This window comes from Dolichospermum sp. FACHB-1091 (assembly GCF_014697585.1).
Classification (GTDB): Bacteria; Cyanobacteriota; Cyanobacteriia; order Cyanobacteriales; family Nostocaceae; genus Dolichospermum.
Genome location: NZ_JACJSB010000024.1, coordinates 48,991 through 72,388 on the forward strand (window position 1 = coordinate 48,991; position 23,398 = coordinate 72,388).

Annotated in this window: 27 protein-coding genes; 11 read left to right on the top strand and 16 right to left on the bottom strand. The window is 36.7% G+C overall.

The features are described 5' to 3' along the window. Positions 1–37 precede the first annotated feature (37 nt). The 6 genes from H6G25_RS15345 to H6G25_RS15370 all read left to right on the top strand — a co-directional run bounded on the left by H6G25_RS15345 (position 38) and on the right by H6G25_RS15370 (position 7,012). Entirely contained in the window at positions 38–736 is a 699-nt protein-coding gene (locus H6G25_RS15345; RefSeq protein WP_190393233.1) for a glutathione S-transferase, read from the top strand. Further along, the gene (locus tag H6G25_RS15350) at positions 733–1,047 is read left to right on the top strand and encodes a hypothetical protein (protein ID WP_190393234.1); all 315 of its coding nucleotides are present in this window, start codon (positions 733–735) and stop codon (positions 1,045–1,047) included. The genes H6G25_RS15345 and H6G25_RS15350 overlap by 4 nt, the downstream gene beginning before the upstream one ends. A 150-nt stretch (positions 1,048–1,197) precedes the next feature. Then, complete coding sequence (gene glgB, locus H6G25_RS15355; RefSeq protein WP_190393235.1) at positions 1,198–3,489, top strand: 1,4-alpha-glucan branching enzyme; 2,292 nt, start codon at positions 1,198–1,200, stop codon at positions 3,487–3,489. Positions 3,490–4,003: 514 nt separating this feature from the next. Continuing rightward, entirely contained in the window at positions 4,004–5,158 is a 1,155-nt protein-coding gene (locus H6G25_RS15360) for a Re/Si-specific NAD(P)(+) transhydrogenase subunit alpha (protein WP_190393236.1), read from the top strand. A gap of 160 nt (positions 5,159–5,318) precedes the next feature. Further along, entirely contained in the window at positions 5,319–5,612 is a 294-nt protein-coding gene (locus H6G25_RS15365; protein ID WP_015081070.1) for an NAD(P) transhydrogenase subunit alpha, read from the top strand. Then, complete coding sequence (locus tag H6G25_RS15370; protein WP_190393237.1) at positions 5,609–7,012, top strand: NAD(P)(+) transhydrogenase (Re/Si-specific) subunit beta; 1,404 nt, start codon at positions 5,609–5,611, stop codon at positions 7,010–7,012. Before H6G25_RS15365 ends, H6G25_RS15370 begins: the two co-directional genes overlap by 4 nt. A gap of 118 nt (positions 7,013–7,130) precedes the next feature. Here H6G25_RS15370 and H6G25_RS15375 read toward each other — a convergent pair whose 3' ends face one another. The 11 genes from H6G25_RS15375 to H6G25_RS15425 form a co-directional block, all read right to left on the bottom strand. Further along, positions 7,131–8,060 carry an endonuclease NucS domain-containing protein gene (locus tag H6G25_RS15375; RefSeq protein ID WP_190393238.1) on the bottom strand — a complete coding sequence of 310 codons (930 nt, stop codon included), beginning with the start codon at positions 8,058–8,060 and terminating at the stop codon, positions 7,131–7,133. A 315-nt stretch (positions 8,061–8,375) separates the two neighbouring features. Further along, positions 8,376–8,606, bottom strand: a complete 231-nt coding sequence (locus H6G25_RS15380; protein WP_190393239.1) for a type II toxin-antitoxin system HicA family toxin — start codon at positions 8,604–8,606, stop codon at positions 8,376–8,378. Further along, positions 8,584–8,856 (bottom strand): type II toxin-antitoxin system HicB family antitoxin, encoded by a 273-nt coding sequence (locus tag H6G25_RS15385; RefSeq protein ID WP_190393240.1) that lies wholly within the window; start codon positions 8,854–8,856, stop codon positions 8,584–8,586. Before H6G25_RS15385 ends, H6G25_RS15380 begins: the two co-directional genes overlap by 23 nt. Before the next feature lie 439 nt (positions 8,857–9,295). After that, entirely contained in the window at positions 9,296–9,697 is a 402-nt protein-coding gene (locus H6G25_RS15390) for a type II toxin-antitoxin system VapC family toxin (protein ID WP_028082682.1), read from the bottom strand. Between the two features lie 12 nt (positions 9,698–9,709). Next, a complete protein-coding gene (locus H6G25_RS15395) occupies positions 9,710–10,024 on the bottom strand; it encodes a hypothetical protein (protein ID WP_190393241.1) in 315 nt (104 codons plus the stop codon). Between the two features lie 136 nt (positions 10,025–10,160). After that, the gene (locus H6G25_RS15400) at positions 10,161–10,361 is read right to left on the bottom strand and encodes a type II toxin-antitoxin system HicB family antitoxin (RefSeq protein ID WP_190393242.1); all 201 of its coding nucleotides are present in this window, start codon (positions 10,359–10,361) and stop codon (positions 10,161–10,163) included. A 247-nt stretch (positions 10,362–10,608) separates the two neighbouring features. Beyond that, a complete protein-coding gene (locus H6G25_RS15405) occupies positions 10,609–10,968 on the bottom strand; it encodes a type II toxin-antitoxin system PemK/MazF family toxin (RefSeq protein ID WP_028082683.1) in 360 nt (119 codons plus the stop codon). Beyond that, positions 10,955–11,185 carry a CopG family transcriptional regulator gene (locus tag H6G25_RS15410; protein ID WP_190393243.1) on the bottom strand — a complete coding sequence of 77 codons (231 nt, stop codon included), beginning with the start codon at positions 11,183–11,185 and terminating at the stop codon, positions 10,955–10,957. The genes H6G25_RS15405 and H6G25_RS15410 overlap by 14 nt, the downstream gene beginning before the upstream one ends. Positions 11,186–11,580: 395 nt before the next feature. After that, positions 11,581–12,390 carry a DUF3800 domain-containing protein gene (locus H6G25_RS15415; RefSeq protein ID WP_190393244.1) on the bottom strand — a complete coding sequence of 270 codons (810 nt, stop codon included), beginning with the start codon at positions 12,388–12,390 and terminating at the stop codon, positions 11,581–11,583. A 181-nt stretch (positions 12,391–12,571) separates the two neighbouring features. Then, a complete protein-coding gene (locus H6G25_RS15420; protein ID WP_168536217.1) occupies positions 12,572–12,781 on the bottom strand; it encodes a type II toxin-antitoxin system HicA family toxin in 210 nt (69 codons plus the stop codon). Continuing rightward, the gene (locus tag H6G25_RS15425; protein ID WP_190393245.1) at positions 12,778–12,978 is read right to left on the bottom strand and encodes a type II toxin-antitoxin system HicB family antitoxin; all 201 of its coding nucleotides are present in this window, start codon (positions 12,976–12,978) and stop codon (positions 12,778–12,780) included. The genes H6G25_RS15420 and H6G25_RS15425 overlap by 4 nt, the downstream gene beginning before the upstream one ends. A 534-nt stretch (positions 12,979–13,512) precedes the next feature. Here H6G25_RS15425 and H6G25_RS15430 point away from each other — a divergent pair. Both H6G25_RS15430 and H6G25_RS15435 read left to right on the top strand, forming a co-directional pair. After that, positions 13,513–14,751 carry a phosphotransferase gene (locus tag H6G25_RS15430; protein ID WP_190393246.1) on the top strand — a complete coding sequence of 413 codons (1,239 nt, stop codon included), beginning with the start codon at positions 13,513–13,515 and terminating at the stop codon, positions 14,749–14,751. Positions 14,752–14,840: 89 nt separating this feature from the next. Further along, the gene (locus H6G25_RS15435; protein WP_190393247.1) at positions 14,841–15,290 is read left to right on the top strand and encodes a thioesterase family protein; all 450 of its coding nucleotides are present in this window, start codon (positions 14,841–14,843) and stop codon (positions 15,288–15,290) included. A gap of 51 nt (positions 15,291–15,341) precedes the next feature. On the opposite strand, the gene H6G25_RS15440 is transcribed toward H6G25_RS15435, so the two are convergent. The 3 genes from H6G25_RS15440 to menA form a co-directional block, all read right to left on the bottom strand. After that, entirely contained in the window at positions 15,342–16,664 is a 1,323-nt protein-coding gene (locus tag H6G25_RS15440; RefSeq protein WP_190393248.1) for a 2-succinylbenzoate--CoA ligase, read from the bottom strand. Continuing rightward, positions 16,649–17,626, bottom strand: coding sequence for an o-succinylbenzoate synthase (locus H6G25_RS15445; protein WP_190393249.1), 978 nt, complete (start codon positions 17,624–17,626; stop codon positions 16,649–16,651). Before H6G25_RS15445 ends, H6G25_RS15440 begins: the two co-directional genes overlap by 16 nt. Positions 17,627–17,730: 104 nt before the next feature. Further along, positions 17,731–18,630, bottom strand: coding sequence for a 2-carboxy-1,4-naphthoquinone phytyltransferase (menA, locus tag H6G25_RS15450; protein WP_190393250.1), 900 nt, complete (start codon positions 18,628–18,630; stop codon positions 17,731–17,733). Positions 18,631–18,995: 365 nt separating this feature from the next. Here menA and H6G25_RS15455 point away from each other — a divergent pair, with 365 nt between their 5' ends. Then, a complete protein-coding gene (locus H6G25_RS15455) occupies positions 18,996–20,411 on the top strand; it encodes an isochorismate synthase (protein WP_190393251.1) in 1,416 nt (471 codons plus the stop codon). Positions 20,412–20,515: 104 nt separating this feature from the next. On the opposite strand, the gene H6G25_RS15460 is transcribed toward H6G25_RS15455, so the two are convergent. Together H6G25_RS15460 and H6G25_RS15465 are read right to left on the bottom strand one after the other, a co-directional pair. After that, positions 20,516–21,820, bottom strand: coding sequence for a glutamate-5-semialdehyde dehydrogenase (locus H6G25_RS15460; protein ID WP_190393252.1), 1,305 nt, complete (start codon positions 21,818–21,820; stop codon positions 20,516–20,518). 183 nt (positions 21,821–22,003) lie between these two features. Further along, positions 22,004–22,270: a hypothetical protein gene (locus H6G25_RS15465; protein WP_028084274.1), complete on the bottom strand. Its 267-nt coding sequence runs from the start codon at positions 22,268–22,270 to the stop codon at positions 22,004–22,006. Between the two features lie 563 nt (positions 22,271–22,833). Between H6G25_RS15465 and gvpA (H6G25_RS15470) the strand changes: the two genes are divergently transcribed. Then, entirely contained in the window at positions 22,834–23,049 is a 216-nt protein-coding gene (gene gvpA, locus H6G25_RS15470) for a gas vesicle structural protein GvpA (RefSeq protein WP_015080752.1), read from the top strand. A gap of 95 nt (positions 23,050–23,144) precedes the next feature. Beyond that, positions 23,145–23,360, top strand: a complete 216-nt coding sequence (gvpA, locus tag H6G25_RS15475; RefSeq protein ID WP_015080752.1) for a gas vesicle structural protein GvpA — start codon at positions 23,145–23,147, stop codon at positions 23,358–23,360. Positions 23,361–23,398: the final 38 nt, after the last annotated feature.

Below are 23,398 nucleotides of genomic sequence, written 5' to 3' on the forward strand. Positions count from 1 at the left end.
CTGTTGGTTTTGCCAGTAATCATAATAATGTCAGTGTATGTTGCTACTGCAATTTAGTACATCCCATTATTGTCGGAAAGCTCGATTAGCCTTGGGTTATAAGGGGATTAGTTATCGAACTGAAAATCTTACTCCAGGGCTGCATATCTTGAGGGTAAAATCGTTAACTGGGTTAACAACACTACCTGTTCTATTACCCGAAATTCCAGGACAACCTGCAACTATTGCTGATTCTACGGAAATTTTCAAATTTTTAGAAAGTTATCAATCTGAACCTCCTCTATTCTTACCCGATTCAGCACAGCAAAGTCAAGCTCTGATATTAGAAGATTGGTTAGATGAAAGCATAGGTACGGCTACTAGGTTTGTATATTATCAATTTCGCGCTGGTGAGGGTAAATCAATTGACCCATCACTATTTAGCCAAATGGTGATTAAAATAGTTAGACAACAATATGGTATTAATGATACTACTGTTGAATTAGCTCAGAAAAGACTCGCCAATGCTTTGTCAGTATTATCTATGTATTGGCAAAATAGCGATTATTTAGTGGGTGGCCGTTTGAGTATAGCTGATATTGCCGCAGCAGCTTTGTTGAGTCCTTTAGCACTAATTCCCGATTATCGTCAACAATATCCACAGGTTTTTGCACGAATTATCAATATCCACCAATTATGCTCTGAACCATTACCACCGGGACTTGAGAAATTAAAGCAGGGGAAGTTTGATAGATGAAACCCATACTTCTTTTTATTCTGAGTGTTACTACTAGTATTTTAGTCGTTTTAGTAGGTCATTATGGTCAAACAGTGATGGCATTACCACCAGAAGAAGATATACCAGAAGAAATATTGCGAACAGAAATTATTTTAGCAGCGCGATCGCCTATTGATGGTAAAGTGGTTACGCCGGCCGAATATGCCCAATTACAAGCACAAATGGAAATTAGTCCGCCACCACGATTAAATGCTACTATCCGCGATCGATTTTTTCTGTTACAAATACGCAAGGCATTACTACAACTTTTCCCATTTTTAAATATTTAGTCAGGAAAAAGGTATGAACGACAAGTAATAATTATTACCACTACTCAATGACTAATAACTAATGACTAATGACTAATGACTAAAGATGCGAGAATATAAAGAGATAAAAAGTAGATTTAGCTAATCATCGTATATCACATAGGTAGCTTCATGTCCATAACCACGGTCGCCCCTGAACAGGTTAATCGCATCGTTCATAATCAACATCATGATCCGTTTGAAATCCTGGGTTCTCATCTCATCGAGCAAAATGGTAAAACTGTTTGGGCAGTGCGAGCATACCTACCAAATGCCAGTGCTGTGTGGGTGGTAGTTCCAGAAGAGCGGAAAGAATACCCAATGGACACAGTGCATGATCCTCACTTTTTTGAATGTACCATTGAAACCGCAGAACTGAAAAATTATCAGTTACGGATTAAAGAAGGGGAACATGAGCGGGTTGTGAATGATCCTTATGCCTTCCGTTCTGCCCACTTAACAGAATTTGATCTGCATTTATTTAGTGAAGGCAATCATCACCGCATTTATGAGAAATTGGGAGCGCATACTACAGAAGTAGATGGTATTAAAGGCGTTTATTTTGCGGTTTGGGCACCCAATGCCCGCAACGTCTCTGTATTAGGAGATTTTAACCTGTGGGATGGACGCAAACATCAAATGCGGAAAGGACACACAGGGGTTTGGGAATTATTTATTCCCGAAATCGGTGTAGGAGAACATTACAAATACGAAATCAAAAATTTTGAAGGACATATTTACGAAAAATCTGATCCTTACGGTTTTCAGCAAGAACCACGTCCGAAAACAGCATCTATTGTTACAGACTTAAATTCCTACACCTGGAATGACGAAGACTGGATAGAAAAGCGCCGACATACTGACCCCCTCAGCCAACCTATTTCCGTGTACGAAGTCCATTTAGGGTCTTGGTTACACGCTGCTAGTGCTGAACCTGCAAAATTACCCAATGGGGAAAATGAAGCTGTAGTTGTGGTTTCTGAACTAAAAACCGGCGCCCGGTTTCTCACTTATCGGGAATTAGCAGCTAAACTCATTCCCTACGTCAAGGAATTAGGATATACCCACCTGGAACTTCTACCCATTGCCGAACACCCCTTTGATGGTTCTTGGGGTTATCAAGTAACTGGTTACTTTGCGCCTACATCCCGCTTTGGTACTCCCGAAGACTTTATGTATTTTGTGGATGAATGTCATAAAAATGGCATTGGTGTAATTGTAGACTGGGTTCCCGGTCACTTCCCTAAAGATGGTCACGGTTTAGCCTTCTTTGATGGTAGTCACTTGTATGAACACGCTGATTCCCGCAAAGGTGAACATAAGGAATGGGGAACTTTAGTATTTAACTACAATCGTCATGAAGTCCGTAATTTCTTGGTGGCCAATGCCCTATTCTGGTTTGATAAATACCACATTGACGGCATTCGTGTTGATGCAGTTGCTTCCATGCTCTACCTTGATTATTGCCGGAAAGCAGGGGAATGGTTGCCCAACGAATACGGTGGTAGAGAAAATTTAGAAGCTGCGGATTTTTTACGTCAAGTTAATCACCTGCTGTTTAGTTATTATCCGGGTGTACTGTCCATTGCGGAAGAATCCACATCTTGGCCAATGGTATCCTGGCCTACCTATACAGGGGGATTGGGTTTTAATTTAAAGTGGAATATGGGCTGGATGCACGATATGCTGGATTACTTCAGTATGGACCCGTGGTTTCGTCAGTTCCATCAAAACAACATTACCTTTAGTATGTGGTATAACCACAGCGAGAATTTCATGTTAGCTCTGTCCCACGATGAAATCGTCCATGGCAAGAGTAATATGATCGGTAAAATGCCGGGTGATCAATGGCAAAAGTTAGCTAATATCCGTTGTTTATTTACTTATATGTTTGCTCACCCTGGTAAGAAAACCATGTTTATGAGCATGGAATTTGCACAATGGAGTGAGTGGAATGTTTGGGCAGATTTAGAGTGGCATTTATTACAGTATGAACCACACCGACAGTTAAAAGATTTTTTCCAGTCTCTTAACTATTTTTACCGTTCTGAACCTGCTTTATACAGTCAAGATTTTGACCAAGCAGGGTTCGAGTGGATTGACTGTACTGATAACAGCCATAGTGTAGTTTCTTTTATCCGTCGTGACAAAAATTCCAGTGATTTTATCATTGTGGTTTGTAACTTTACTCCTCAACCCCATTCCCACTATCGCATAGGTGTTCCAGAACAGGGTTTTTATACCGAGTTGTTCAATAGTGATGCCCGTCAGTATGGCGGTAGTAATATGGGTAACTTAGGTGGCAAGTGGACTGATAATTGGTCTTTACATAATCGTCCTTATTCCTTAGATTTGTGTTTACCTCCTTTGGGTGTATTAATGCTCAAGTTGGATAAACAGAACTCAGCACAGATGATGGAATAATACGGTAGGGTGGGGAATGTCCACCCTATGTATTTATTAGGGATTTTATTTTTGACATACTCACCAACCTAGAAAGTCAGTGATTCTTGACAGTAGGGTGTGTTAGCAACAGCCTAACGCACCATTCTGGAGAATTCAGTGCATTAACGGGACTTAATCCTATACAAATATTGAGAAATATCACATTTTATTATAAAAATTAAAATAAGTATGTGGCGATCGCCGCTTAAATTACGATAGATTGGTTAGACTCAAATTTCCCATATTCTGTTCTGCATCTTACAGCAATTTGTCTCTGGCATGAGTGGCTCTGACCTTTCAGTCATCAAACTGGGTTTGTACAGAATGATTACATATTCATACAAAGATTCTTTTTCTTTACAGAGAGAAAGACAAAGTTCATCTTTAATTTATCAAAATTCCTGCTTCATGTTATGTTTCCTGTATCAGTTTATAAAAGACTTACATCAATCAATACTTAGCACAGATCAAGTATTTATCTTGAGGAGATTTCATGAAAATAGCAGTTGCGAAAGAAATAGAAGTTTGTGAACGTCGTGTAGCATTAATTCCCGACACCGTAGCCAAATTAGTCAAACAAGGGCTAGAGGTTTTTGTAGAAGCGGGAGCGGGAGAGAAAGCATTTTTTACTGATGCCGACTATGAAACAGCAGGGGCTAAAATTATCAGCGATTCTGCCCAATTATGGAGTGAAGCGGACATATTACTCAAAGTTAGCCCACCGCAAACCAGAGAAGATGGCCGAGCAGAAATTGAGTTACTCAAACCAGAATCTGTATTAATTAGCTTCCTCAATCCCCTGGGAAATCCGGTCATAGCCCAACAATTAGCAAATCGGCAAATTACCGCTTTGAGCATGGAATTGATTCCCCGTAGCACCAGAGCGCAAAGCATGGATGCCTTATCTTCCCAGGCTTCACTGGCGGGCTATAAAGCCGTATTGATTGCGGCTGCGGCATTACCGAAATATTTCCCCATGTTAACCACCGCTGCGGGGACAATAGCCCCCGCCAAAGTATTTATTATGGGGGCAGGAGTAGCAGGATTGCAAGCCATAGCGACCGCCAGAAGACTAGGAGCGGTAGTAGAAGCCTTTGATATTCGTCCAGCAGTCAAAGAAGAAGTACAAAGCTTAGGGGCGAAATTCGTCGAAGTCAAACTCGAAGAGGAAACCGTTGCAGCGGGTGGTTACGCCAAAGAAATTTCAGAAGACAGTAAAAAGCGCACCCAAGAACTAGTAGCCAGCCACGTCAAAAACGCCGATATCGTCATTACCACAGCCCAAGTACCAGGAAGACAAGCCCCCAGACTGGTGACAGAGGAAATGGTAGCGCAAATGAAACCCGGTTCAGTCATAGTAGACCTAGCCGCAGAACAGGGTGGTAACTGTGCCTGTACAGAAGCGGGTAAAGATATTATTTGGAACGGGGTAACAATTATCGGACCAATTAATTTACCCTCATCCATGCCAGTACACGCCAGTCAACTGTACGCAAAGAACGTTACCTCATTAATGCAATTGTTAATTAAAGACAAAGCCTTAGAAATCAACTTTGGTGACGATATCGTTGACGCAGCTTGTGTTACTCATGGTGGAGAAATTAGAAACCAACGAGTAAAGGACGCTTTGCAAGCGGTAGCGGTTTAGTTTACATCAATAAAAATCACGGAATAATGAACCACAGAGGCACCGAGTTCACAGAGAAATACGAGTTTGAGAGAGTTTTTGCGTATCCTATCTTTCTTTCCTTTGCGCCTTTGCGCCTTTGCGCCTTTGCGTAAGCCTTATTCTTTAATCCAAAAATCACATGACACAAGCATTACTTCCGGCTTTATTTGTACTCGTCTTAGCCTCTTTTATCGGCTTTGAAGTGATTAACAAAATTCCCCCCACGTTACACACTCCGTTAATGTCTGGTTCAAATGCCATTTCTGGGATTTCCGTAATTGGCGCAATTCTGGCTGCGGGGGAGAAAAACACGAATTTATCGGTAATTCTCGGTTTAATTGCCGTAATTTTGGCAATGGTTAACGTTGTCGGTGGTTTTTTAGTCACTGACAGAATGCTGCAAATGTTTAAAAAAAAGGAAGTTAAAGCATGAGCGACTTTTTACCAACTGGGATTCAGCTAACTTACTTAGTCGCTGCGTCATTATTTATCTTAGGTTTGAAAAAGCTGGGTTCTCCCGCTAGTGCTAGAAACGGTAATCTTGTCGCTGCGGTGGGAATGTTATTGGCTATTGTCGCCACGTTGCTAGATCAACAAGTATTAAATTATGAGATGATTTTGGTAGGCTTGGCCATTGGTTCGGTAATTGGTACTGTGATTGCTTACAAAGTGCAAATGACAGAAATGCCGCAAATGGTGGGTTTACTAAATGGTTTAGGTGGAGCATCTTCCGCATTAATTGCCGTCGCTGAATTTTGGCGATTATTAGATAGTTCACAGCCTATCCCCCTCGATGTCAACATTTCTATGTTGTTAGATGTGTTAATCGGTGGTGTGACATTAACAGGTAGTTTTCTCGCTTTTGCCAAATTGCAGGGATTAATTAGCGGTACACCGATTACTTTCCCCTTACAGCAACCTTTTAACCTGTTGCTGTTGGGTTCTTATCTGGCTGGAAGTGCTTATTTAATCATAACACCCGATAGCCTCCCCGTATTTTTAGGGGTGGTGGCTGTTTCTTTGGTCTTGGGTGTGATGTTTGTACTGCCTATTGGTGGCGGTGATATGCCCGTTGTCATTTCGCTGTTAAATTCTTTATCAGGTGTAGCGGCTGCTGCTGCGGGTTTTGTGGTGATGAACAATATGTTAATCATCGCTGGTGCTTTGGTGGGGGCTTCTGGTTTAATCCTGACCGAAATTATGTGTAAGGCCATGAACCGTTCTTTGTTCAGTGTCTTATTTAGTGCTTTTGGTTCTGTCTCTACTGCTAGTGGTGGTGCTGCTGCTGGTGCGAGTAATCAAACTGTCCGCAGTATTGATCCTGAAGAAGGGGCGATGATGTTGGGTTACGCTCGTTCTGTGGTGATTGTACCAGGATACGGTATGGCGGTTGCTCAAGCACAGCATAGCGTCCGGGAGTTGGCTGACCAATTAGAGCGCATGGGTGTGGATGTGAAATATGCGATACATCCCGTGGCGGGGAGAATGCCGGGACACATGAATGTATTATTGGCGGAGGCTAATGTGGCCTATACGCAGTTGTATGATATGGAGGATATTAATCCCCAGTTTGAACAGGCTGATGTAGCGTTAGTAATTGGTGCTAATGATGTGGTCAATCCGGCGGCGCGTAGTGATAAGAATAGTCCTATTTATGGGATGCCGATTTTGGAGGTTGATCGCGCAAAGCAAACTATTGTGATTAAGCGCGGTATGAGTGCTGGTTTTGCCGGTGTGGATAATGAGTTGTTTTATAAGGATAAGACGACGATGTTGTTTGGTAGTGCTAAGGATATGGTGGCTAAGTTGGTTAGTGAGGTGAAGCAACTTTAGGGTAATTTTAGGGGTGTAGTTTGTGAACTACGCCCTTTTTTTCTCACGCAGAGGCGCGGAGAGGTTTGTTTCGCGCAAAGTCGCTAAGGAGCAAAGGCGCAAAGAAGAAGAAATAAGATTAAATTCTTTCAAACCATCTACGTAAAGCTTCATATATAAAGATATTTAAACTTCGATTTTTAGAATTTTGCTTTGCAAATTCAATATCCGTTGCAGTTATTTCACCAAGTCCTTTATCAACTGCTTTAACTATAGTTGCCTTATTCCAATCTGTCCAAATTCTGAATCTATCAATATTTTCTTGTATATCTCCCCATAAAAAATTACGAGGTAGCCACAAAAAAAGTACAAGTTCTTTTTTGCTGCTATTTAACCTTAATTCAGCACAATGTTTAGTTTTACCGTTACCATAATAAATACCACCGTCTTCGGCTATTTCTTGCATACGATCATCAAATTGTAAAATTGTTTCTCTAAATTTGAGTAAGCTAGATTTTTGTTTTTGTTGAAGGTTACATCTTTCAATTAATTGATACAATCGCTTATGAGGACTAGGAATATTTCTATTTACATGATTTTCTGGAGAATAATCAAAGTCTAATTTCCAGTTGAGAGTAGTATCTACATTAATTATGTTTAGACTAAATTTTTGCTCTTGACAAATAATTTTAAACTGCAAAAAATGAAATTTTAGCTGATGATATTTTCGATCAGTATAGTTATCTCTATGAAAATTTGGAGTAACTGCAATTAGAACTACAGGAACTTGAAAATTGATGTGTTGAGCAAAAGGTTTTTCATCTAAAAGAGCATCATAATAACGAGTAAGTTGTTGAACAATATATCTATCTTCAGAGTTTTTTAATTCTATAATTACAAGTTCCTTATTTTTACTAAAAGCTAAAATATCACAATATTGTCCACTGACTTGATACTGTCGCTTTAAAGGTTTATATCCAAATAGTTTTTCTAAATTATTCCAAACTAAATCTTCTAAATACTTTTCGCTTTCAAATTCCCATCCGCTTGCTACTTGTCTTAATTTCATCTGTATCAATCTGTAAAACTATGAATGTAAGTATATTTACATATTTTACCTCAATCTGTTTCTTTTAATACGATATGCTATGCGATCGCTCTTTTCTTCTCTTCTTCCTTCGCGCTCTTCGTGTCTTTGTGGTTCGTTAAAAAAGGATATTGGGGAAAAGTGCGATTCTTTGCGTCTTTGCTCCTTTGCGACTTTGCGCGAAACTCTCTGTGTCCTCTGTGTCTGGAGTGGTTCGTTAAAAAAGGATGTTGGGGAGTTGAGGGAGTGCGATAGCGAAGCGCGACCTAGGAATCGCTGTATATGAAGATACTATTTCTATAAACTATTCCATTCTTCTAAAGTTATTTCCCGTTCTAAAATAACCTCTACTTCTCGAATCATCATTCGCAGTTGAGGTATAGAATACTCATCATTAGAAGGAATAGTGAGACGATTTTGAGCATAAACCATAAATTGGTGTCTTGTACCGGAAAAAGCACCCTCAAAACCTAACCTTCTTAACTTGCTAATAAAGTCTCGACGTTTACACGGTATCCAACGGATCAAGAATCGGCTCCTGATTAAGATTAATATTATCAATTACTGGTAAGCTATGTCCAAGTTTTAAACCTAGTAAAATCCAATCTTCTAAAGTCGAGCGTAATTCATTTTGGCACTCACGTAAACTAGCACCAAAAGCAACAACACCTTGACAAACAGGAATTTTACCGAAAAATGTACCATCTTCCAACTTGTCATATATGGCTTGAGAAACTGCTCCCTCAACATAATCACTAAGAATAAATGCTGTAGTCATGGAAACCTATACTTTATTCTATTGATAAATTATATATTACAAATCTGAGCTTTAAGCAACACCTAAGCCAGATTTACAAAAAATTTTATAACTGCAAAGTTATCCATTTTTTATTTTGTGAGTTTACGTGATATCAAAAAGGATGTTGGGGAAGATATGCGATAGTGAACCTGACCGAAGGTATCGCTGTTTGGAAGGTTGAAGGGGTGCGTAAGCGTTGCGCTGCTGCAAGCAGTTCGCTGTTTGGGAAGTTGAGGAGGTGCGATAGCGAAGCGCTCCGCAGGAATCGCTGTTTGGGAGTTGAGGGGATGCGATCGCTCTTTCTCTGTGTCCTCTGTGTCTGGAGTGGTTCGTTAAAAAAGGATGTTTGGGGAAGTTGAAGGGGTGCGATCGTTGTTTGGGAAGTGGAGGGGAGGCGATCGCTAGGTATCGCTGTTTACTAAATCTCCCAATCTTCTAATTTTAAATTATCAATTCTACTAAATTCTCTAGTGTTGTGAGTAATTAAAGTTAAATTATTAGCTATAGCAATAGCAGCAATATGTAAATCATTATTTCCTATAGGAGTACCTTTAGCAGCCAATTTACTACGAATTTCGCCATAAAATACAGCACATTGATCATCAAAATACAAAGAAACAAACCTCCCTAAAAATTCCTGCTGCTTTTGCAAAGTTTTTGCAGAATTATGAGTTCTCATTGCACCATAAAATAACTCAGCTTTGACAATAGAACAAACGACTATATCTATATCGGATAAATCTTGAAGACGCTGAATAATCTTTTCTGATCTTTGATTAAGATATTGAATACAAACATTACTATCTAATAAATATTTCATCAGTTTGTATTCCTAACTATTAATCATCTCTTCTAATCTATCATCTAATCTATCATCAATTCCTAAATCATCTATAATAATAGGATCATCAGCACAACTTCCTGCTGTTTGATTAATAAATTCTTGCCAGGATAATTGATGATTTTCTGCTATTTCAATATTTTTATCATCTATGGATGTTGGTTTCTTTATAACATTCTCACGAAATAACCGAACTATTTGCAGAAATTCCGGTATATATTCTTCTGGAATTTGGGCGATTTCTAATAATAGATTATAACTAGGAGTCCTTGAGGATATTTCTGTAATGGATTGTTGATTATTCATAAGTATATTGTCAGTAGATATTGAAAATTTATTCATATTCTATAATATCATAAATTGTTGCGATAGCGTACCCTACGGAAAGCAAGCTACGCGGTAGCTTCAACAATCTTACACAGAGACTTACTAGAAACCGATTTCATAAAGATAACTCAATCAACTGTTTTTGTGGTTCAACTTCTTCTTGCTGACTAGCAACTTCTAACCAACCTTGAACAGCATCTTTCAACATTTCTAACAAATGTTCATAACTTTCACCCCAGGTATGACATCCTGGTAAAGCTGGTACATAACCACACCATACACCGTCTTCTTCCCAAATAATTGCTTTTATTTTCATGGCCAATTCCTTGAACTAAGGATATTTTACCGCAAAGGCAGTCAGACGTACCAGCTTAATAAAGATGAATAATCGCTTTTGGGGAGTTGAAGGGATGCGATAGCGTACCCTACGGGAAGCAAGCTACGCGGTAGCGTCTCGTATCCCTTACCGGACCGAAGGAATAGAGATAGCACGACCTAGTAATCGCTGTTTGGGAAGTTGAGGGGATGCGATAGCGAAGCGCTGACTTGTCAGTTCGCTCAACTTAAACCCCAAACCCCAAAACCACATCCAAAGCAGTACGAATTTCTTCCCAATATTCAGCTTCTAAAATTCCCACCAAACCTAAAACCCGACGATAATCTACAGAACGAATCTGAGCAACATCAATAAAACGATCTTTATCTAATCCATTAGTTACTGTTGCTTTGATATTGACAATATAGGGAGCTTGCTTACTTCCTGGTCGGAATGGCATCACAATAGTTAATAATCCATATTGATTCATAATATCACTTTGAACTATTAAACAAGCACGGATTTTTTGCGCTTCTGCTCCCACAGTTGGATCAAGATTTACCCAGCGAATTTCACCCCGTTTATAAGTTAAATTACCCTCTGGCATTAATACCATCTCCAGCGACATTATCCCAAGCAGAAATCTCATTTTGATATTCTAAATCTTTCGCATCTTCTTGGAGTGCGGCAATTATTTCTGTCTCTAAAATTTTGCGTTTTTGTTCTGCCAATATTGCATTAATATAAGCACTACGATTACCTTTTGCTTGTTGATCAATAAATTGAAGAATGTCTTCTTCTAAAGTAATTGTGACTTTTATCATTGTGTATGACTAATTTATCTTACCAATCAATCATATCACTTTTTTGACAATTTGCAAATACTCTGTGTCTGGAAGTAGTATGCCTACGGCACGCTACGCGAAGGTAAAAAAAAGGATGCTGGGAAGTTGAGCGCAAGCGCTCGGTAGGAATCGCTGTTTGGGAGGTTGAGGAGGTGCGATAGCGCAAGCACTGACTTGTCAGTTCGCTGTTTGGGAAGTTGAGGGGGTGCGATAGCGAAGCGCTGCTGCAAGCAGTTCGCTCTACCAAAACCATAAAAACCTCAATCAGATATTGACAATTAACAAATCAGAAGATAATATAAAGGTAGGCATAGCCTGGGGGTAGTCGTATGACTGCCGCATCATAAACCGCTCACGTAGCGGTTTTGTTGTTTTTAGCGGCTATCAAAGCAATAATACTTAATTCCCAAAGTAACAACTTGATCCTGTTGTAACCTAGAATCCACAAGCAAGTTGGCATTTTTAAGAGCTAAAAACGCCTGATTATCAGGATTGTCTTTACTACGAACAACTGGATACAAACATAAATCAGCAATTTGCATGATCGAATTAGCTTTTGTCTTGCTGTCTATTCCTATTAACAGTTTTGATAAATCATTAGCAGATAAAGGTGAATATTTATCAGATGTTGCAACATTAAAAGATTGACCTTTAGCTCTTAAATTATAAAAATATTGTTTTAGCAGATTATCTTCATTTTTACCTGCTGCTTCAAAATAAACCATTAAACTACCATTATTAATAGCTGCATACTTAGCACTACGTTCTATTAAAATAGAAAACGCACTTTTCATCATTTCCCAAGTATTTTCACCATACTTTTCTAAGTAACGATTGAGATATCCTTGTCGAGATATAACACAAGAATGAACAACTATAGGACAACTAATTATAGTTTGTGTCAAATCTTCCAAAAATTGCTGCTGTTCAACCTTAGATAATTTACCTAACCAAGCAAATCCTTTTTTCTTAGAGCGTATTTCGTTACCATGTAAAGGTTGTTCTTGAATAAGATTCCAACGATTTTTAAAATCTAGTACCAATTGATTAATAATTTGTTCATCACTTCTTTTAATTAAAACTTCACCCATAGCAAAAACAGGACATTCATCTTTAGGATTTGGTTTTGCACTACCAGATTCATCAATATATATAGCAAATTCAATATTATCTTGTTGATTCATTTTCTAATTTTGTTAAATTTAATAAATTTCCTAATAGTATTACATAATTTAACGGCAAAAAGGGATACTTGACTAGAAAATATAAAATTCGCTTTCTCTTCTTATCTTCCTTCGTGTTCTTCGCTTCTTCGTGGTTCGTTAAAAAAGGATGTTTGGGGAGTTTAGGGGTGCGATAGCGAAATTAATCTAAATCTTCTTCAGTCAAACCAGCATCTTTCAAAATACTTCTGAGTGTACCCGTAGGTAAATCACGATTACCATGAACAGGTATAGAAAGAATCACACTCATACCTTCCTTAACATAGATATGATGACTACCTGTAATCCTTTTTAGATTCCATCCATAGCGTTCCACAATCTTACACAGAGATTTACCAGAAACGGATTTCATAAAGATAACTCAATCAACTGTTTTTGTGGTTCAACTTCTTCTTGCTGACTAGCAACTTCTAACCAACCTTGAACAGCATCTTTCAACATTTCTAATAAATGTTCATAACTTTCACCCCAGGTATGACATCTTGGTAAAGCTGGTACAGAACCACACCATACACCGTCTTCTTCCCAAAGAATTGCTTTTATTTTCATAGTCAATTCCTTGAACTGGGAATATTTTACCGCAGAGGGAGTCAGTTGCCGATCAGAAATAAGAGTGAGTTATAATACCCGTAAATCATGATCCAAAACTTTTCCTCCTCTAAGGATAAGTGTAGCCATTTCTATATTAAAGTAAAAAGTATTGGGGATGACAGTAAACTAATGCTAGTTATCAGTAAGATACATTGCTCACATATATACAGGAAACATGGATCACTCAGGACTGTAACTAACCGTTTTTGTTGCTGAATATGTACTACCAATTATTTTAGGAATAGTCATGTTGTCATTCAATTTGCAAAGCTCTACTACAGATAGTATAAATATTTTATAGTTTCTTTCGTAGACTTTCAAGCAAAAAACAGCTAATATTGCCATTTTGGCAGGTCTTTCAGGCACAAATAGGATATTAGTAGATAGTAGCAATAGTTCGTAAATTCTTTAGCCTTAACCCAAAAATGCTATAGCTATCTCAATCTTGATTGTGGTAATTTTTTGTCCGTTTAAATAACTAGGAAATAACTCATGTTATCATCACTATCTTCTCAAAATGTTATCCAGTATCTGGAACAAATAGGGCTGTGCAGCGCAAAAGAAGGTGCTACATATCAATCTATATTCCCAAAAAATAACCATAAAAATTGTAATTTACTAGTAATGCTGGCAGGTAATCACCAATTAATGATTAAACAAGAACGGAAAATTAATGATGATTACATTTCTCATGAACTTTTTAATGAGTGGCTATTTCACCAGTTATTAGAAAAATTTCCAGTAATTGGTAATATTGGCGCGATCGCATCATCATTACTACACTTTGATCAAGAAAATTCTATTCTTGTGCGTAGCTACTTGAGCGAATATGTGGAACTAGAAAGATTTTATCAACACAGCAGTATTTTGCCCACAGAGATTGCCGGCGCGATTGGTACTACGTTGGCAGGTTTACACCGATCCACGTTCAATAAACGTGAGTATCGTGATTTTATGTCTACTGCTCCCGCAGGACAATTTCGCTATAATTTTTACAATCCCGCCCAAGGACTCCCATCAATAAATCCAGAAACATTTGGTATAATTCCCACTGAAGCTTTACAATTTCATCTCCTTTATCAGCGTTACGAAACTTTAGAATCTGCTATTGCTGATTTAGCATATCAATGGCAACCATGTTGTTTAAATCACAACGATTTACAATTAAGCAATATTTTGCTTCATTCCCGATGGAAACAACTAGATAATTGTTTAATTAGATTAATTGACTGGGAAGCTTGTGCTTGGGGAGATCCAGCTTTTGATTTAGGAACTCTATTAGCAAGTTATTTAAGAATTTGGCTGTCCAGTTTAATAGTAGATCCAATATTAGAGTTAGAAGAATCTTTGAATTTAGCCATGATTCCCCTAGAGGTATTACAACCTTCAATCCTAGCTTTAATTCTGGCTTATCTTAATGCTTTCCCCATGATTTTGGAATATCATCAGGATTTTATTGTGCAGGTAATTAAATTCGCCGGTTTGGCATTAACTCAACAAATTCAAAACAGAATTATCTGCAACAAATCCTTTGATAATACGAATTTGTGTATGCTGGAAGTTGCTAAAAGTCTCCTGACTATTCCCGATCAATCAGTGTTAACTATTTTTGGCATCTCCCAATCAGAAATCTTTCAATCTGTAGCCAGACCTCAGAAAGTTAATCAGCCCCATAAGGAACAAAAATTAGTCCGTCTTTATTACGAAAAAACTCGCCTCCGCGGTTGTTAGTAATATTAATCCTTAATACCGAAAAACTAATCTAAAATTTATGGACTATAATTGTTTATTATAGCAGATTTAATTTTAGGAAATTAAACATGGGTTTTACATATTACTACACTGTAAGATTTCAAGATACTGATGCGGCTGGAGTAGTTTATTTCGCTAATGTTTTGAGAATTTGTCATGAAGCTTATGAGGCTTCATTAGCAGCTTCTAGTGTTAATCTTAAATCATTTTTTACTAATCCATCTTTAGCTTTTCCTATTGTTCATGCTAATGTAGATTTTTTACGTCCTATGTCTTGTGGTGACAATTTAGTGATTAGTTTGTTACCAGAAAAAATAGGTTTAGATAAGTTTGAAATTACCTACGAAATTACAGTAGATGAGGTAATAGTTGCTAAGGCAATTACTAGGCACGTTTGTATTAATGTTAGTAGTAGAATTAAGCAAGAACTACCACATTATATGAATAATTGGTTGGAAACGAACCGCTCAGACGCAGAGGGCGCACAGAGAAGAAGATCCAGGTCGGAATTTATGTGATTTTAGCATATAGATACCCCACTTCTTGGAAGAAGTAGGGTATCTGAAGTATTATATTTTTAGAAAATCCTCAGCTATTTTTTGCAGTTGTTGACGGTTAATTTTTCCTTGGTTATTACGGGGTAATTTAGCTAGGGAAATCCAATGTTTAGGAATTTTGAATTTACTCAGTTGATTTTTTAGTTGAGTTTGAATTTCTCTATGGGAAATATTTTCGTCCTTGGGAACATAAATGGCTGTTAATGCTTGTCCCCAATATTTATCAGTTATTCCAATTACACAAACATCAGTTACCATTTGAGTTTTTCTAATCGCTGTTTCAATTTCTAGTGGGTAAATATTTTCCCCACCTGTAATGATTTTGTCGCTATTTCTGCCAATAATATGTAAATAGTCTTGACTGTCTAAAAAACCAATATCATCAACTACAAAACTATTTCTATTTTCCCACATTTGTGGATAATAACCTAATGCTAATGATTTACTTTGAATATTTATGTTTCCTGGTTGATTATCAATGATGATTTTAGCATGAGGAAGAATTTTACCACTATTAAATTTACCTTTTAAAAATTCATCAGGTTTAAGAGTTGCAATTTGAGAAGCGGTTTCTGTCATTCCATAGGTAGGTGCTAATCTAATTTGATGAAATCTCGCTTTTTCTAATATTTCTTCCCAAGGTGGCGCACCCCCTAAAAAAACAGTAGCAAATTTTGATAGCCATTGGGTTAATTCTGGATTTTGCAGGAGTTTTTGTAATTGGGTGGGAACTAAAGATATAAAAAATTCTGCTGGGTTAGTATTTGGTATTTCACAAGTTTCTAATTTCTTAGATGTGGTAATTACTAATTTACCTCCCGTTGTCAAAGAACGCATAAATTGCATTAATCCACTCACATGATATAATGGTAATATACAAAATGAATTAACTGAATTTATGGCAAAATATTCTGTAAATCCTTCCACAGACGCTGTTAATGTTTCCCATGTATGAATAGCAAATTTAATCTTTCCTGATGAACCACCAGTAGGAATCATAATAGTATTATTAATTGGTAATTCATAATTAGTAATTACTGATTTTAAAAAGTTATTTTCTCTTCCTAAAACTATATCTGGTTGGACTAAATTAAAAACTTGTTCCCATTCATCTTCACCCCAATCTGGGTTACAAAGAAAAACTGGACATTTAGCCGCACAAGCAGCAATAAAACTGGCTATAAATCTCACTGGTGATCTTTCCGCAATCATGATTTTTGGAGTTGACAACTGGGTGATTTTTAAATATAATTCTGTTGCTATCCGTGGTAATTCATGGCTATGATCACAAATTAGCCAATGATGATTTTGGACATTATCTAAAAGGTTTTCCATAGATTTTCTAGCCAGTTTAATTCTTGTTCTTTAAAAAAGTGATTAATACCAAAACCAACAGCACGGTTATTTGTAGATAGTTCTGCTGCTAATTGTAATGCAGCTTTTCTGCCAATTTCTGTTTCAAATACAGATGAAAATACAATGTCAATTTGATGTTTTTTGCAAAACTCTTTTAACCTAGATGGTGAACCAAATATTCCCGGTTTAATCACAAAAATCCCCCCCCAACCTTGTTGAAAGCATGATTCTAATTGTTGGAGATTGGCGATAGATTCATCTAAGGCTATAGGGGTAGAATATAAATTACTTAATTCCCGCATTTCTCTAAATTTATTTGCTGGTAAAGGTTGTTCGATAAATTCAATTTTGGGTAAGAATTGATCACACCTATTTAACCATAATTCAGCTTGTTGATAAGTAAGTCCACCATTAGCATCTAAACGTAATTTGGCTGAATTTGGTAAACTAGAAATTAGTAAATCAAATATTTCTAACTCCTTATTTATATCATCAACAGCAATTTTCCATTTGAATGTTTTATATCCTTGTTCCCATAAGCTATTCCATTGATTTAAAGCTAAATTTCCCGCTGATAATAAGCCGCTGTAGGTTACATTTAAATTAGCATTTAGCGATTGTAAATCGCGGCTACACAGACAAAACCCACCTGGGTGAGTTGAAGATTCAAAAGCAAATTGACAAGCTGGTAAGTTATCGGGAATGGTAAAAATTATCTCTTTGGTAATTGTTTTGGGAAGTTGACGACAAAAATCTAAAGCCTGTTCTATAGTTTCTGAACCAAACCAAGAAATGGGGGAAATTTCTCCCCAAGTAACATAATTTTCGTCATTAATTAAGCGAATAATTACGCTTTCGCGGATTTCCCAAACCCCATGATTAGTAATAATAGGATTTGTGAATTTTTGGCTAAAGTAACGAAAAGAAAATTGATAAATCATTGGGTACTTGCAAATAAAAAAATCTCTGAACCTCTCATTTCTCCGTGTCCTCTGTGCCTCTGTGGTTTTTTCCTGATTCAGATAACTTATTTTCCGACAGTTCCTTAACCAAATATAAATCCTAAACCTAAAAATAAGCAACTTAAAAAATGAACATTAATAGCGATAAATTTAGAATTACTAACTTTATCTGGTTGGTTGTGATTTTTTAAAACGTGACGACATAATTTCACCGCAAAAGGTAAACTCAAGAAACTTAATAATGTCCAAATTGGGAAAATATTCAAGATGACAAACAGCAATATTAAAGGATAAATAATAGCAGTAAATACCACCAAAACCTTTGCACCTGCTTGAGTTCCTAAGCGGACAATTGGAGATTTTTTTCCTGCGGCTATGTCATCTGCAACTTGATGAAAATGGGAACAAAATAGCACTAAACTGGTAACAATGCCTAAAATTATCGAAGCTGCTAAATTGGTACTAGACCAGGTTTGAGTTTGGCTATAATAGGCAGCACCCATACCCAAAGGACCAAAGGCAAAAAAGCAGAGAATTTCGCCTAAACCTTGGTATCCTAGACGAAAAGGAGGACCTTGGTACATATAGCCCAAACCGCAGCATAATAGAATTATACCGATAATTGTCGGATCTTTTTGTAAAATAGCGATCGCTATTATTGCTAAAAAACCCAAACCTAAACACAGGTTTCCCAGCCAAAACATTAAGGTTTTATTACCAGTTAAATTCACCAATGAATGATGTTTATTTTGATCAATTCCTGTTTCGGCATCAAATACATCATTACTAATATTTTCCCATGCTAAAATTAAAATTGACGCAGCAATAAACAGAGAAAATATTGTGAAATTAAAAATCTTTGTTTCCCTAAATGCTACAGCCGAACCTACCCAAATCGGCATAATAGCAACACTGTACATTGGCGGTTTAATTGCCGCCATCCATAGTTTACCTTGAGGTGGTGAAATTTGAGTTGAAGTCATCGCTTTTGATTAGTTAAATTACCAAAATTTTAGTTGTCAATTAAATCTTATAATTTTATCCGGCACTTGACCAGTCATTTTAGATTTGAGATTTGGCTTGTTTATCTGTTTATATCCTACTCTTGTCGGTGTAATCAATCTAAAATTGTTTTACTTTTGTAAAGTACCAAAAAATGCTAATTTTATGATTATAGGTTCATATCCTACAATAAAATCTGCTATCTTGCAACCAAAACAGGATAAACCCCCGAATCACCCTTAGTCTATGCTGGTTAATGGTAACTGAATTATGTTACCTATAGAAATACCATCATGACTTATGACATTTTAGGAAGATAACTTAATAAAAATTAACTTATACATCCATGACCATTTCACCATGTCGCAGCCACACCTTTGTAGACTACAAATACCTCAATCAATTATTATTAGAGGTTCAAGAAAATTGCCGTCTTCATAATAATAGTAAAATTGTTAGCATTCCCGTGGAGATTGGTTTAGTTGATCCTTTGCTGGTTTTCCATAAATTTAGTCAAAAAAACACCAAAAACTTTTATTTTGAAAATAGAAGTAATGGTGAAGCGATAGCCGCAATTGATACTGTAGATAAAATAGAAATTTTTGGTAAAAATAGATTTATAAAATCAGAAGAATTTATCAAAAATTGTCTGAAAAATATAATTTCTATTTCTCTGCAAAATCAGACTTTTTCCCAACCTCATTTTTTTTGTACTTTCAGTTTTTTTGATCAGCATGAACAAAGCGATTATCCATTTGCTTCTGCTACGGTTTTCTTGCCTTGTTGGCAAATTGTATTAAAAAATAATTGTTGTACATTAATAATGAATACAACTATTAACTCCCAGGTAAATATTACCAAATTATTAGATAATTTACAAAGCCATTTAGAAATTATTAAATCCTTAATAAATTACTCCATAAGTATTGATAAATTTCCCTTAAATTGCTACAGAAAAATTACTAAAAATGGTGATAAATTTAAAAATTCAGTCTCATCAATTTTAGAAATCATTCAGTCTCAACATTTAAGCAAAATTGTTTTAGCCGATACCTTAGATGTCAGCAACAATCAGGATTTTAACTTACTAACATCTTTAAATAATCTGCGTCAATTACATCCTAATTGTCATGTATTTTCTACCAGTAATGGTCAAGGACAAAACTTTATTGGTGCTAGTCCAGAACGGTTAATTAGTATTCACAAACAACAGTTAATTACCGATGCTTTAGCAGGTTCAGCACCCAGAGGTAAAACACCTCTAGAGGATACTGCAAATGCTAACAACTTAGTTAATAATACTAAAGAAAAACACGAGCATAAACTTGTTCTGGATTTTATTACTCAACATTTATCTCAACTAGGTTTATTCCCACAAGTTTTAACTCCCAGACTCCGACAATTATCTAATATCCAGCATTTATGGACACCAATTACTGCCGTAGTCCCGAATAATATTCATCCCTTACAAATCATTTCTAAATTGCATCCTACTCCAGCAGTTGCTGGTGCAGCTAGAGATATTGCTTGTACCGAAATTCGCCGTTATGAAAATTTTGAAAGAGGTTTATATGCAGCGCCTTTAGGTTGGGTAGACGGAGAAGGAAATTGTGAATTTATTGTCGGAATTCGTTCGGCTTTAATTGATGGTAATTATGCTAGACTTTATGCAGGTGCCGGCATTGTTGCTGGTTCAGATCCTCAAAAGGAATTTGCAGAAGTGCAACTTAAACTACAAGCTTTATTAAAAGCCTTAGTTTAACATTTTTATGATTACCTCGTTCCTGGACTCTCCTTCCGTCACTAGCCACCGAGTCCGCAATAAGCATTCCCAGTCAGGGAATGGGAACGAGATTAATAATATGATTATAAATCCCGATGACTAAATGATTTTGCATTTGCACCAGTGTAAGTTTTCACAATATGTCCATTACCAGACATTTGATATTTGTATGTGATCAAACCCTCCAAACCAACAGGTCCACGAGGTGGCATTTGTTGGGTACTAATTCCCACTTCTGCACCAAAACCATAGCGAAAACCATCAGCAAACCGGGTAGAACAATTATGATAAACTCCCGCTGCATTTACTAACCCTTGAAAAGTTTCTGCTGCTGTGATATCTTCTGTAATGATTGCTTCTGTATGTCGAGAACCATAATTATTAATATGGGATATTGCTTCTGTTAAAGAATCCACAATTTTAATGGCTAAAATTAAATCACTGTATTCTGTTCTCCAGTCTTCTTCTGTGGCAGCGGCAATATTAGGTAAAATTTTTAAACTGCGTTTATCTCCTCTTAATTCTACATTTTCTGCTGCTAAAGCTGCGGCAATGTGAGGAAGAAATTCCTCAGCAATACTACTATGAATTAGCAATGTTTCAATGGCATTACAAGCAGCAGGATATTGAATTTTAGAATCTACAGTAATACTAATAGCTTTGTCAATATCCGCTTTTTCATCTACATAAATATGACAAATTCCATCAGCATGACCTAATACTGGAATCCGAGTATTATCCTGCACAAATTTCACAAAAGCATTAGAACCCCTGGGAATAATTAAATCTACATATTTATCTAATTGCAACAGTTCTAATATTTCTTCCCTAGTTGTTAACAATTGCACCGCGTCAGCATTAACACCAGTCTGAGATAATCCTTGTTTAATAGCTTTAACTATCGCTTCGCAGGAATTTAACGCTTCCTTGCCACCTTTGAGAATTACACCATTACCTGATTTAATTGCTAAAGAAACAATTTGAATAGCTGCTTCAGGACGCGCTTCAAAAATAATCCCTAAAACACCCAAGGGACAAGTAATACGTTTAAGAATTAAGCCACTGTCAATTTCTCGATTAATTTGTACCTGGCCAATTGGATCGTCTAGTTTACCAACATCTCGCACACCCGCGATCGCATCTCTTAATTTATGTTCATCTAGTTGCAACCTTTTGTAAAGAGGTTTAGCGATTCCTGCCGCTATTGCTGCTTGACAATCAGCCAAATTTGCTTGCAAAATATCATACTTAGCTGATTCTAACCCCTGAGCGATCGCTTCAATCGCTTGATTTTTCCCTTCAGAGGAAAGAAGGGCCAGCTTACTTGCAGCTTGACGAGTTTGTTGAGCAATCGCACGTAGAGGAGAAGCAATGTTAAGATTAGTCATAGCACCTAATATTTTTGAAATGTAGCCACAAGTTGTTTATTCCCATCCTATCAATTTTCCCGTTGTGCATTTAATAAGTTAATCAGCGATCTGAATCTTGTTAGATATATTTTGAGCAAAAATTAGCTATTTCAGCTAATTTTTACCCAATTTTCGGAAATTCACTAAATCAAGTTTAGAGACTTAACCTTGTCGAACCCGACGCTCAAATTCTGCGGAAGTTTTTCCAACTACATCCAATGCTAAGGGATATATATCATTGTGATCCTGCTTTAACCAGCCTAAGAGATTCGCAATCTGAGCATTTCGTAAATCTAAATCAGTCTGAAAAATGATTGAAGTTGCCATCGCTTCAGCATATTGACGTGGATGACCTTTCTGTACAAAAGTGTTCACTAAAGCTGTTAAAGCTTCCTGTGGCACATTAGCAGGATTTCCTTCTGTGGACATAATTTTTGAAAAAAATAAACTTAATAAATTAGAGTAATTTATCTAAACAAGTAGATGCCATTAGTAACATTACTTAATTTCCTCCATGTCAGCCTAAGGACACTTACGTAAGCTTACTGAAAAAAGCTCAACCTATTGACAAAATACATAAAATATGAATTATGCTCTTGCAGTATTTAAAGGTGATTTTTCGACGATTTATTAGGGAAGCCTTTGTTGCTTTACCCATAAGCTGTTTATCCCAACCTAATTTGTAAAAGCCTTGTAAAACCCAGAATAATTAATTATTACTAGCCTGTATTTATACAAATAAATATTAATCATACTTAATTTCTTGGATAGGAATCAATAATTTAATCCAAATAAAATCAGAAATATTATCTAGATTTTTTCAGTAGTACGGATTCGGTACTCATGTCTTTTTAATGGCTTTTTTGTTCATAAACTTTACATTTATTTACAGAAAAGTTCTTTACATCTTCAGAAATCAGTGATATTCATATAAATGTGGGTCGAGCGAAATGCTCAACCGAAAATCAAAACAACAACAAGGACTTAAAACAATGGCAGTTGAAAAAACCAATTCTTCCTCCAGCTTGGCAGAAGTTATTGACAGAATCTTAGACAAAGGTATCGTAATTGATGCTTGGGTTCGTGTTTCCTTAGTTGGTATCGAATTACTAGCAATTGAAGCTCGTATCGTTATCGCTTCTGTTGAAACCTACTTGAAATATGCTGAAGCAGTTGGTTTAACCCAATCCGCAGCAGTACCTGCTTAATTTTAATAAACAGATTTTCTAATTTGGAATAACTATCAAGGTGTAGTTTTAATAGTTATTCCCCTTACTCAAAACAACAACAAGGACTTAAAACAATGGCAGTTGAAAAAACCAATTCTTCCTCCAGCTTGGCAGAAGTTATTGACAGAATTTTAGACAAAGGTATCGTAATTGATGCTTGGGTTCGTGTTTCCTTAGTTGGTATCGAATTACTAGCAATTGAAGCTCGTATCGTTATCGCTTCCGTTGAAACCTACTTGAAATATGCTGAAGCAGTTGGTTTAACCCAATCCGCAGCAGTACCTGCTTAATTTTAATAACCAGATTTCCCAATTTGGAATAACTATCA